Raw genomic sequence first — 12,095 nt, 5'->3', positions numbered from 1 at the left:
GCTGATCCAGGGCGTATCGCCCGGACGTGCGCGGCGGACGAAGGCATCGTTCATCACCATCCGCTTGCCCGCGCCCGATGCGCCGGCAGCGCCTTTTTACCGCGCGACCCCGCCGTTTGGCGGCGCGAGTCGCGCGCGGAGACCATATAATGACCATGCGCATGCTGATCGACGCACGCCACCGGGAGGAAACCCGCGTGGCCGTCGTCAAGGGAAACCGCATCGAGGAATTTGATTTCGAGAGTGCCGAGCGCAAGCAGCTCAAGGGGAATATCTATCTTGCCAAGGTGACGCGCGTCGAGCCGTCGCTGCAGGCCGCGTTCGTCGATTACGGCGGCAATCGCCACGGTTTCCTCGCCTTTTCGGAAATCCACCCCGACTATTACCAGATCCCCAAGGAGGATCGCGAGGCGCTGCTCGCCGAGGAGGCGGAGCATGCCGCCGAGGAAGCCAAGCTGCGCGCCGAGCAGGAAGCGGCCGAAGAAGACGGCCTGACCGCTGCCGACGACGACGCCGATTTCGGTGACGAGGATGACGACGCGGACGGCGACGTCGCGACCGATGGCGACAGCGACGCCGAAGGTGAGGGCGTCCCCGCCCCGGCCGCCACGGGCATCAACGACGATCAGGTCGAGGCGCTGCGCCAGCGCCGCATGAACCTGCGCCGCCGCTACAAGATCCAGGACGTGATCCGCCGCCGCCAGGTGCTGCTGGTCCAGGTCGTCAAGGAAGAGCGCGGCAACAAGGGCGCAGCGCTGACGACCTACCTGTCGCTCGCCGGCCGCTATTGCGTGCTGATGCCCAACACGTCGCATGGCGGCGGGATCAGCCGCAAGATCAGCAACTCGGCCGATCGCAAGCGGCTGAAGTCGATCATGGCGGAAATGGAGCTGCCGCCGTCGATGGGCTGCATCGTGCGCACCGCCGGCCTCAGCCGCACGCGTACCGAGATCAAGCGCGACTTCGATTACCTCGCGCGCCTGTGGGACGGCATTCGCGAAAAGACGCTGACCAGCGCGGCGCCGGCGCTGATCTATGGCGACAGCGACCTCATCAAGCGCGCGATACGCGATATCTACAACAAGGATATCGACGAGGTGATCGTCGAGGGCGACGACGGTTACCGTCACGCCAAGGAATTCATGCGTCTGTTGATGCCCAGCCACGCGAAGCGGGTGAAGCATTACAGCGACCCCATTCCGCTGTTCCAGCGCTGCCATGTCGAGGATCAGCTCGCCGCGATGTACCATCCGGTGGTGCAGCTGAAATCGGGTGGGTATCTGGTCATCAACCCGACCGAGGCGCTCGTATCGATCGACATCAACTCGGGCCGGTCGACGCGCGAGCACAATATCGAGCAGACCGCGACCGCGACGAACCTTGAGGCGGCACAGGAAATCGCGCGCCAGCTGCGGCTGCGCGACATGGCCGGCCTTGTCGTCATCGACTTCATCGACATGGACAACAATTCCAATGTCCGGAAGGTCGAGAAGGCGATGAAGGAGGCGCTGAAGAACGATCGCGCCCGCATCCAGGTCGGCCGCATCTCGTCGTTCGGCCTTATGGAAATGAGCCGCCAGCGCCTGCGCACCGGCGTGCTCGAAGCCTCCACCCGCCCCTGCCCGCATTGCGAAGGCACCGGCCTCGTCCGCACCGCATCGTCCGCCGGTCTTGGCGCGCTGCGCCTGATCGAGGACGAGGCGGCGCGCGGCCGCGGCTCGCTGCTGACGCTGCGCGCCAGCGTCGAGGCGGCGGTGTACGTGCTCAACCGCAAGCGCGCCGACATCGCCGAGGTCGAGGATCGCTACGGCGTGACGGTCGAGGTCCTGCCGGACGGCGAGCAGGAGGGTGCGCGCATGTCGGTGGAAGCATCGGGCCCGCCGCCGGCCTATGCGCCGAAGTTCGCGCCGCCGCTCGAGGAAATCGAGGAAGATATCCCCGAGGAGATCGAGGAGGAGGAAGAGGAAGAGGTCGCCGAGGACGAGGCGACGTCTGCCGACGACACGCGCGGCGACGAGAATCGCGAGGGCGGTCGCAAGCGGCGGCGTCGGCGTGGCCGGCGTGGTCGCTCCAACGGCGACGCAGGCGCAGCGCCGGCGTCGAACGCGGACGGCGAGGCCGACGAGCGCGACGAGGACGTCATCGAGGCGGTGGAGTCCGATGACGACGGCGAAGGCACGCGGAGCGATGAGGCGGATGCCGATGGCGAAAGCGAAGGCGGTCGTCGCCGGCGCAATCGTCGCGGCCGTCGTCGGCGTGGCAATGGCGGCGCCGAAGGCGAGGCAAAGGCCACCGAAGCAGACGTGACTTCGGACGCGGACATGGTCGAGGTCGATGCCGCCCCTGCACCAGCGGCGGAGCCGGAAACCTCGGCAGGTGAAGCAACCGCGCCCGAGGCGACCGAGGAGGCCGCGCCCGAGGCGGAGCAGCCCGCGCCCAAGACGCGCCGTCGTCCGCGTGCCAAGAAGGCGGTCGAGGCCACCGCCGCCGAAGCACCGGCAGCGATCGAGACGCCGGGGATCGATGCGATCGCCCCCGCTACCGAGGAAGGCGCACCGGCCAAGCCGAAGCGGACCCGCCGCAAGAAGGCCGACGCACCCGCTGCCGAGGCCGAGAATGCGCCGACGCCTGCCGTCGACGAGGCCGAAGCGCCCGCCAAGCCGAAGCGCACGCGGCGCAAGAAGGCCGACGCGCCTGCGGCAGAGGCGGCTGCCGAAGCTCCGGCAGCCGAAGCGGCGCCGGTGGACGAGCAGGCTCTGGCCGAAGGCGACGCCAGCGACTCCGGCGACGAGGCGGCGGCAACCCCGCGCCGCGGCTGGTGGCAGCGGACGTTCGGCGCCTAAGTCGCTGATCGTGAAGCACCACTTGTGATCAGGATGCGCCGGGCTTCAGCGATGGTTCAGCCGCCATCATGCTGGGTCCGGCGCATGCCTGCCCTTTGCCAATCGTTTTCCGCGCGGCAGCGCCGGTGACGCGCCGCCCGCTCGCCCTCCGTCTCGTCGCCATGGCGGCGCTGGCCTGTGCTTTCACCGCGCAGACCGCCCAGGCGCAGTCGATCCTGCGCGACGCCGAAACCGAATCGCTGCTGAACGACATGACCGCCCCGCTCATCACCGCGGCGGGGCTGCGGCCGAGCGACGTGAAGGTCGTTCTGGTCAACGACGATTCGATCAACGCCTTTGTTGCCGGCGGGCAGATCGTATACGTCCACTCGGGCACCCTCCAGGCGGCCAAGACCGCCAACGAAGTGCAAGGCGTGATCGCGCACGAGCTTGGCCATATCACCGGCGGGCACGTGTCCTTGTCGGGACGCGGGTTTCAGGAAGCGACCGGTATTTCGATCCTGTCGATGGTGCTGGGCTTGGCCGCGATGGCTGCCGGCGCCGGCGAGGCGGGCGCCGGCGTCCTGGCTGCCGGACAGCAGGCGGCGATCGGCAAATACCTCGCCTTTTCGCGCCAGCAGGAAGCCTCGACCGACGCGGCGGGCGCCAAATATCTCAACGCTGCCGGGATCAGCGGCAAGGGATATGTCAATTTCTTCAAGACGATGCAGCAGCTCGAATATCGCTACGGCATCACCCGCAAGGTCGAGTTCATGCTCGATCACCCGGTATCGTCCGAGCGCGTCGCGGCGATTTCGGAGACGCTGGAATCCTCGCCCGCCTGGAACAAGCCGCTGAACCAGGATTGGGAAGAGCGGTTCAAGCGGGTGCAGGCGAAGCTGGACGGCTATCTCCTGCCGCCGGCGCAGGCGTTGCAGAAGTATCCCGAGACGATGCAGACCAGCTACGCGCATTACGCGCGCGCTTATGCCTATCACCGTGGCGGCTATCCGCAGAAGGCGGAGGCGGAAGCCGACGCGTTGGTGGCGAGCAAGCCCACCGATCCGTATTTCCTTGAAATCAAGGGGCAGATCCTGCTTGAAGCGGGCAAGCCGCAGGAGGCGCTAGGTCCGCTGCGCGCCGCGACCGATGGCTCGCGCAACAATCCGCTGATCGCCACCACGTTCGGCCACGCGCTCATCGCGACGGAGGACAAAGCGAATTACGACGAGGCGAAGCGCGTGCTGCGCACCGCAGTGGCGCGCGACGATCAGAACCCGTTCGCCTGGTATCAGCTGGGCACCGTGTACGAGCGTACCGGCGATCCGGCACGTGCCGCGCTGGCAACGGCGGAGCGCGCCAGCATGACGGGCGATCACCGCACCGCCGCGGTCAGCGCGCGCTATGCGCTGGCCGGCATTCCCAAGAACACGCCGGATTGGATCCGGGCACAGGATATTGCGATGACCTCCGGCAACTCGCTCGATAACGACAAGAAAAAGCGCAAGTGAACCGACTTACCCTGATGCTCGTCGTGCTGCTCGGTGCGGCATTCGGCGCAGGCGGCATGTGGCTGGCAGAGCGCGCGGCGCCTGGAAAGCTGGGCGCCGCAGACCAGGCGCAGGTCGAACAGGTGGTGCACGATTACGTGCTCGCCAACCCCGAGCTGATCCCGCAGGCGATGCAGAAGCTGCAGGAGCGCGAAAGCGGCCGGGCAGTGGCGGCCAATCGCTCACGCGTGGAAACGCCCTATGCCGGCGCCGTGATGGGCAATCCCAATGGCGATGTCACGCTGGTGGAGTTCTTCGACTATAATTGCGGCTATTGCCGCGCCAGTCTGCCGACGATCGATCGCCTGGTGAAAAGCGATCCCAAGCTGCGCGTCGTATTTCGCGAGCTGCCGATCCTGGCCGAAGAAAGCCGCGACGCGGCTCGCGCGTCGCTCGCGGCGGCCAAGCAGGGGCGCTTTGCGGCCTTCCACGAGGCATTGTACGCCGGCGGCCAGGTGAGTGCGCAATCGATCGCCGCTGCCGCGCGGCAGACCGGCGTCGATCTGTCGAAGATTCCCGACGATGCTGACACCGAAATCGCCGGCAATCTGCAACTCGCCGCCAAGCTAGGCATCAGCGGCACGCCGGCATGGGTCGTCGGGGACAAGCTGTTGTCCGGCGCGCTGCCGTTTGACCGGATGCAGGAGGCGATCGCCGAGGTTCGCGCCGCTCGCAACTGAGCCGGTCGCTTTCGGCGCCCCACCGCCGAGCCGTGGCTGCCACGCTACCGACGGCGGGACCTTCCGGCGCGCGCCGCGTTCTGGTTTGCGGACGTTCATTACGCCGCAGGTCTTCGTGCTTCTTCATATCCGTCGTTTTCTTCTTGCCGTCTGCCTGGTCACGCTCGCCGTCGGCCCGGCCGCCGCGCAGGATGCGGCCGCCAACAGCGCTACACCAACCGTTTCCGCCGACCCGTTCGGCCGCGAAACGCCGCGGTCCACCGTCAGCGGTCTGATCGATGCGCTGGCACAGCGCGATTACAATCGCGCGGCCAATTACTTCGATCTGCCGGTTCAGAGCGATGCCCGCGTCATGGCGGGCGCGTCCGAGCTGGCGCAGCGGCTGCAACGCCTGCTGGACAGCGGCGGCACGCTGCTGCCCTTTGCGCGCCTGTCGAACGAGCCGAGCGGGCGGGTCGACGATGACCTGCCGGTCGATCGCGAGCTTGCCGGCGACCTGAAGGGCAATGCCGGCGAGGCACCGATCCTGCTGACGCACCGCACCGTTGATGACCGCGCGGTATGGCGCATCTCGCACGAGACGATCCGCGAATTGATGGCCACCCCGACGCCCGCTGCGACCGCATCGCCGGTCAGCGAAGCGGTGGGGTTCAGCGTCGCCGGTGCACCGGTGGAGGATTGGGCGCTGCTGATCGGGCTGGCGGCGCTCAGTTTCGTGGTGCTGCGGATGCTTGCCGCCGCTGCGCTGGCGGTGATGCGCCGCGGCATCACCGATCCCGACTCGAACGGCGCCTATCGCTTCTTCCACGCCGCGCTCCCGCCGTTGAGCCTCTTTGTCTCCGTCATGATCTTCTACGCCTGGGCGGAGCGGCTGCAGGTGGCGATCGTCGCGCGCCAGACGCTGCTGCGCTACGCGGGCGGCGTCGCGGCGATCGCGCTGGTGTGGTTCCTGCTGCGTCTGGTGGACGCGGTGGCGGACGTGGCCATTGCGCGCATGCACCGCCGCTCGCGCCGGCAGGCCGTTTCGGTGGTCACGCTGCTGCGGCGCGCGGCAAAGATCCTGCTCCTGGTATTCAGCATCGTGGCGGTGCTGGATACGTTCGGCATCGACGTGACGACCGGCATCGCCGCGCTCGGCATCGGCGGTATCGCGCTGGCGCTGGGCGCGCAGAAGACGGTGGAAAATCTGGTCGGCAGCGTGACGGTGATCGCCGATCGCCCGGTGCAGGTGGGCGATTTCTGCCGGGTGGGCGACGTGATCGGCACGGTCGAGGATGTCGGCATTCGCTCCACGCGGATCCGCACCAACGATCGCACCATCGTCACCATTCCCAACGGCGACTTTTCGTCGCGGCAGATCGAGAATTACGCCAAGCGCGACCGCTTTCTCTTCAACCCCGTCATCGGCATCGAATATGTCGGCCCGGCCAAGCTGCGCGAAGCGGTGTCGATCATCGAGGACGTGCTTTTCTCGCACGACCAGGTGTCGAACGACGGGCCTCGCGCGCGCTTCAGCAACTTCGGCGACAGCGCGCTGGAGATCGAGATCTTTGCCTATATCACCGTCACCGATTTCGCGGAAAGCACGGCCATTCGACAGGAACTGCTGCTGACGATCTACGAGCGGCTGGCCGACGTCGGTATCGGCATCGCCTTCCCCACACGCACCTTGTTCATCGCTCCCGTCGCGCAGGGCGACGACGACGACAACGGTGCGGCGCCCGCGGTGCCGACGCAGACCATCTGACCCCCTCACGGCAAAGGCTTGACCATGAACGCAGCAGACGTGTTCACCACCCTATCGATCGAGTTGAAGCCGGATCCGTCCCGCACCGTCATTCGGCCGTTCAGCTTCGGCTATCCGGAGCCGTTCGGAAAGGATCGGCCTTCTCGCATGCAGCAAGTGGCCGATCGATTGCTCTCGCTGGACACGTCGATGCGTGCCCGCATGTGGAGCCTGATCGCGCAGCCGATGCACGAGCGCCACGCGAATGCCGATGCGACCTTCCTGCGCCGGTTCAACGACGTGGCCGGCAGCCTGACCTTGCCGGCCGATCTGGACGAGACGGATCGCCTGCTGCTGGGCGCCTATTTCAGCCAGGAATATGCGTTCGAGGCGGCCGCGCTGTTCAACCCCAGCATCATCCCGCTGCCCGACGCCGATGACGATCCCGCGACCGTTTCCTTTCTGCTGTCGCTGCGCGGGATCGGCGAAGGGCATATTTCGTCGGTCACCTTCCGCACCGGAACGTGGGACGGCGGCAACGAAGTCGTCATCAACCCGGCCAGCGAGCACGGCGTGCCGCCGCAGATCGACACGGAGGTGGACGGCTGGATCCGCCTCTTGTGCGGCGAAAGCGACGATGTGTCGGAGACCGTGCTGTTCCCGGTCCTGCCCAGCCAGCGATCGGGCATCGAGGATCTGCGCATGGTGCGGTTCACCGACGACGACGGCAGCCGCAGCATGATCGGCACCTACACCGCCTATGACGGGGTGATGGCGCGCGAGGAGCTGCTGCGTGGCGTCAACATGCGTACGGTGGAGATGCGCCCGCTGACCGGCGCGATGGCACCGTACAAGGGCATGGCGCTGTTTCCGCGCAAGATCGGCGGCCAGTTCGTGATGCTCGGCCGGCAGGATAACGAGAACATCTGGCTGCTACGCTCCGACCGGCTGGATCACTGGGAGGGTGGCGAGCGGATCATGGGGCCGAAATACCCGTGGGAGTTCGTCCAGATGGGCAATTGCGGCTCGCCGATCGAGCTCGACGAAGGCTGGCTGGTCTTCACGCACGGTGTCGGCATGATCCGCGGCTATTGCATCGGCGCCTGCCTGCTCGACAGAGCGGACCCGTCGCGCGTGCTGGCGCGCACGCCTTCGCCGTTGCTGTTCCCGAGCGCCGAACAGCGTGGCGGCTATGTGCCCAATGTGACGTACAGCTGCGGCGCGCTGCTCCACAAGCGGCGCATCCTGCTGCCCTACGCCATCGGCGACGAATATAGCGCCTTTGCCGTGGGCGAGGTCGACGATCTGCTGTCGGTGATGGTGCCGGCCTGACGCTGGCAGGTGACAGCGGGGCCGCAAGCCCCCACATGACCTCCATGCGTCGCCAGCCAAGCATCATCCGCGTCATCGATCTGGAAACCACCGGCAACGCGCCGCCGCAGCATGGCGTGTGCGAGATCGGCTGGCAGGATGTCGCACTGGGTGAGGATGGCCGCTGGGAAATCTATGGCGAAGGCGGGCAGCGGTTCGTCAATCCCGGACGTTCGATGCCGCCCGTCACCCAGGCGGTGCACCACATCCGTGACGAGGACGTCGCGGATGCGCCATGGTGGCACGACATCGCGCGTGGCATCCTTGATCCCTATCCGCGCCGCGTGGCGCTGGCCGCGCATCGCGCCGCGTTCGAGGAGCAATTCTGCACCAGCGCACTGACGCATGGCGCGGAGTGGATCTGCACCTGGAAATGCGCGCTGCGGCTATGGCCCGATTCGCCCAGCTTCTCCAACCAGGTGCTGCGCTATTGGCGCAAGCCCGACGGACTGCAGCATGAGCGCGGTCTGCCGGCGCATCGCGCGTTCCCGGACGCCTATGTTACCGCCTTTCACCTGCGCGACATGCTGAACGAGGCGAGCGTCGCGCAGCTGATCGAATGGTCGAGCATTCCTGCGCTGCTGCCGCGCGTTCGTTTCGGCGCCGATCGCGGCAAGCCGTGGAACGAGATCGAGGACGAAAGCCTGGTCAAATTCCTGACCGATCGCGATCCCGACGTGCGCTTCACCGCGGAGACGGAGCTGGCGCGTCGGCGCGGTGGCGGGCTGGTCGGGCGGATGAGCGCACAGGACCTGCTGCTTTGATGCCGATCAAGACAGCACGTCTGGCGTTTTAAGAAATCCGCTCCTAGACGCTTCGTCGATGGCCGGGGAACAGGGGCACAGCTTCGCCGTGAACGACGGCAAGATCGGACGCGTGCTGATCGCCTTCATGGCGGTCGGCTTCGTGGCGCTGATCGCCGCGGGCATCGCCGCCGCCTGGGTCACGGGCGAGATGGCAAGGCACAGCCAAGCCGTGTCGCACACCTACGAGGTGGAGCTGTCGATCGCCGAAACCCGCCGGCTGATCGAGCAGGGCGAAACGACGCGGCGCGGCTTTCTGCTCTCGCCCACCACGGCCAGCTTTCTCGATGCGTATAACACAACAGCCGCCGCCCTGCCGGTTGCCACCAAGCGGCTGCGGCAGCTGACCTATGACAATCCGCGCCAGCAGGTGCATCTGCGCACGCTGGACAAGCATCTGCGCGAGCTGCTGGCGCTGCGTGCCGAATCGATGGAGCTGATCGTCGCCGGTGACATCGCCGAGGCGACCGAACGGTTTCGCGAGGAACTGAGCAGCGTGCGCCTGCGCCAGATCCGCGCGGTGTTCGACCTGATGGCGCGCGAGGAGCGCAACCTGTTGCGCACGCGCGACGCACAGCAGGAACGCAGCATCAGCCTGTTCTACACGGTGCTGGTGGTCGCGGGGCTGCTGCTGGGTGCGGTGGCGATCGCCGCGTTGCTGGTGGTGGTGCGCTATACCGGCGACCTGGCGCAATCGCGCGAGCAGTTGCAGCAGCTGAACGAAAGCCTGGAGGCGATCGTGGTCGATCGCACCTCCGATCTGTCGCGCGCCAACGACGAAATCCAGCGGTTCGCCTATATCGTCAGCCATGACCTGCGCTCGCCGTTGGTGAACGTGATGGGCTTCACTGCCGAACTGGAGGCCGCAACCGCGACGCTGCGCGAGCTGGTGGAGCGCGCACAAGAAGAAGCGCCCGCCATCCTGACCGAAGATGCGCAGCTCGCCGCGCGCGAGGACCTGCCCGAGGCGATCGGTTTCATCCGCACCTCGACGCAGAAGATGGATCGCCTGATCAACGCCATCCTGGCGTTGTCGCGGCAGGGCCGCCGCGTGCTCGCGCCCGAGCCGCTCGACCTGATGCGCATGGTGGGCCAGATTCGCGACTCCATGGCGCACCGGCTGGACGAGACCGGCGCCAGCATCGACGTGGTCGGCTCGCTGCCCGCGCTGGTCAGCGACCGGGTGGCGATCGAGCAGATCCTGTCCAACCTGATCGAGAATGCGGTCAAGTATCGGCATCCCGACCGCGCGGTCGAAGTGCAGGTGCGCGGCGCGGCTGCCGCCGATCGCGTCTGGATCGAGGTTTCGGACAACGGCCGCGGCATCGATCCGCGCGATCACGAGCGCGTGTTCGACCTGTTCCGCCGGTCCGGCACGCAGGACCAGCCGGGCGAAGGCATCGGCCTCGCCCATGTTCGCGCCCTTGCCTACCGGCTGGGTGGTACCATTACCTTGCGCTCGGCGCTTGGCGAAGGCGCAACATTCCGCCTATCGCTGCCGCCGACGCTGAGCTTGCAGGAAAAGTCTTGAGATGAACGCACATCAATCCGTCAGCATCGTGATGATCGAGGATGACGAGGGCCATGCGCGCCTGATCGAGAAGAACATCCGACGCGCCGGCATCATGAACGACATCAAGCATTTCCTCGATGGCACGAGCGCGCTCGATTACCTGTTCAACTCGCCGCACGGCCCGATGCTGAACGGTCCGGCGCTGGTGCTGCTGGACCTCAACCTGCCCGACATGAGCGGCACGGACATCCTCGCCAAGATCAAGCAGTCCGACGGGCCGGTAAAGCGGACCCCGGTCGTGGTGCTGACCACCACCGACGACAGCCGCGAGATCCAGCGCTGCTACGATCTGGGCGCCAACGTCTACATCACCAAGCCGGTGAATTACGAAAGCTTCGCACAGGCGATCCGCCAACTCGGCCTGTTCCTGTCGGTGATTCAGGTTCCCGACATCGAGGAATGATGGCGGCACGCGCCTTGACCTTCTGCCAGCGCAGCGCCGCGCCGATCGGCCGCACCTGATGGATCGCATCCTCTACATCGACGATGACGAGGGCATCCGCCGCCTCGCGTCGCGTGCGCTGGCGCGGCGCGGCTGGGACGTCACCACCGCCGACGGCGGCGAACTGGGCGTGCGTATCGCCGCCGAGCAGCATTTCAGCCTGGTGGCGGTCGACCATTACATGCCGGGCATCGACGGGCTGGAGACGCTGTCGCGACTCCGCGCGCTGCCCGACCCGCCGAGCGTCGTCTATGTCACCGGGTCGGAGGAGCAGCGGGTAGCGGTTGCGGCGCTGCGTGCGGGAGCATCCGATTATGTGGTGAAATCGGTCGGCGACGATTTCTTCGACCTGCTCGACGCGTCTTTCCGCACCGTGGTGTCGCATGCGAAGCTGGAGAAGCAGAATGCGGCGGCGGAGGAATCGCTGCGGCTTTCCAATGCCCGGCTCGAGGCGCTGCTCGCCGAGGTGAATCATCGCGTCGCCAATTCGCTGCAGCTGGTGTCCGCGATGGTGCGGCTTCAGGCCGGCGCGCTCAGCGATCCGGGCGCGCGCACCGCACTGGAGGATACGCAGCGGCGCATCAGCGCGATCGCGCAGGTGCATCGGCGGCTCTACACGGGCGGCGATGTCGAGCAGGTCGACATGCGCGAATATCTCACCACGCTGGTCGATGAACTGGCGCAGACATGGTCGACCGACGATCGCCCCCGCGCGCTGCGGCTGGTCGCCGATCCCATCCGCCTGCCGACCGATCGCGCCGTCTCGCTGGGCGTGATCGTGACCGAACTGGTCAGCAACGCGTGCAAATATGCCTATCCGAGCGGCAGCGGCGAGGTGCGGATCGGGTTGCATCGCGAGGGCGATGACCTGTTCCTGCTGGCGGTGGAGGATGACGGCGTCGGCATGTCGGGCGCCATCTCGCCGGGTGGCACGGGCGTCGGCACCAAGCTGATCCGGGCAATGGCGCAGAGCCTGCAGTCGAGCATCGAATATGACCAGGCGCATCGCGGCACGCGCGCGGTGCTGCGGGTCGCGCTGGCCTGAGCGCGGCGCCGCCAACTCGGGCGGGTGCTGGAAATCTCGGCCCATCACCGTAGAAGGCGCGCGAGCCCAACCAAGGAGCGCCC

The 12,095-nt window shown here is 66.9% G+C and carries 9 protein-coding genes; all 9 read left to right on the top strand.

The annotated features are described in order from the left end of the window. Positions 1-149: 149 nt before the first annotated feature. The 9 genes from SPDO_RS05320 (at position 150) to SPDO_RS05280 (ending at position 12,012) form a co-directional block, all read left to right on the top strand. Complete coding sequence (locus SPDO_RS05320) at positions 150-2,843, top strand: Rne/Rng family ribonuclease (RefSeq protein WP_245829211.1); 2,694 nt, start codon at positions 150-152, stop codon at positions 2,841-2,843. 161 nt (positions 2,844-3,004) lie between these two features. Continuing rightward, a complete protein-coding gene (locus tag SPDO_RS05315) occupies positions 3,005-4,333 on the top strand; it encodes a M48 family metalloprotease (protein ID WP_088366990.1) in 1,329 nt (442 codons plus the stop codon). Further along, entirely contained in the window at positions 4,330-5,052 is a 723-nt protein-coding gene (locus tag SPDO_RS05310; RefSeq protein WP_245829209.1) for a DsbA family protein, read from the top strand. The genes SPDO_RS05315 and SPDO_RS05310 overlap by 4 nt, the downstream gene beginning before the upstream one ends. A gap of 85 nt (positions 5,053-5,137) precedes the next feature. After that, the gene (locus SPDO_RS05305; RefSeq protein WP_245829206.1) at positions 5,138-6,799 is read left to right on the top strand and encodes a mechanosensitive ion channel family protein; all 1,662 of its coding nucleotides are present in this window, start codon (positions 5,138-5,140) and stop codon (positions 6,797-6,799) included. A 24-nt stretch (positions 6,800-6,823) separates the two neighbouring features. Continuing rightward, on the top strand, positions 6,824-8,110 hold the full coding sequence (locus SPDO_RS05300; RefSeq protein WP_088366454.1) for a glycoside hydrolase family 130 protein: 1,287 nt from the start codon (positions 6,824-6,826) through the stop codon (positions 8,108-8,110). A 44-nt stretch (positions 8,111-8,154) separates the two neighbouring features. Then, on the top strand, positions 8,155-8,913 hold the full coding sequence (locus tag SPDO_RS05295; RefSeq protein ID WP_088366453.1) for an exonuclease domain-containing protein: 759 nt from the start codon (positions 8,155-8,157) through the stop codon (positions 8,911-8,913). A 58-nt stretch (positions 8,914-8,971) separates the two neighbouring features. Next, on the top strand, positions 8,972-10,483 hold the full coding sequence (locus SPDO_RS05290; protein WP_088366452.1) for a sensor histidine kinase: 1,512 nt from the start codon (positions 8,972-8,974) through the stop codon (positions 10,481-10,483). Between the two features lies 1 nt (position 10,484). Beyond that, positions 10,485-10,928 carry a response regulator gene (locus SPDO_RS05285; protein ID WP_088366451.1) on the top strand — a complete coding sequence of 148 codons (444 nt, stop codon included), beginning with the start codon at positions 10,485-10,487 and terminating at the stop codon, positions 10,926-10,928. Positions 10,929-10,986: 58 nt separating this feature from the next. Beyond that, positions 10,987-12,012 carry a sensor histidine kinase gene (locus tag SPDO_RS05280; protein WP_088366450.1) on the top strand — a complete coding sequence of 342 codons (1,026 nt, stop codon included), beginning with the start codon at positions 10,987-10,989 and terminating at the stop codon, positions 12,010-12,012. The last annotated feature ends 83 nt before the right edge of the window (positions 12,013-12,095 follow it).

Origin of the sequence: Sphingomonas dokdonensis, assembly GCF_002197685.1 — a bacterium.
Taxonomy (GTDB): domain Bacteria; phylum Pseudomonadota; class Alphaproteobacteria; order Sphingomonadales; family Sphingomonadaceae; genus Sphingomonas; species Sphingomonas dokdonensis.
This window is presented reverse-complemented; position numbering and strand designations above follow the sequence as displayed.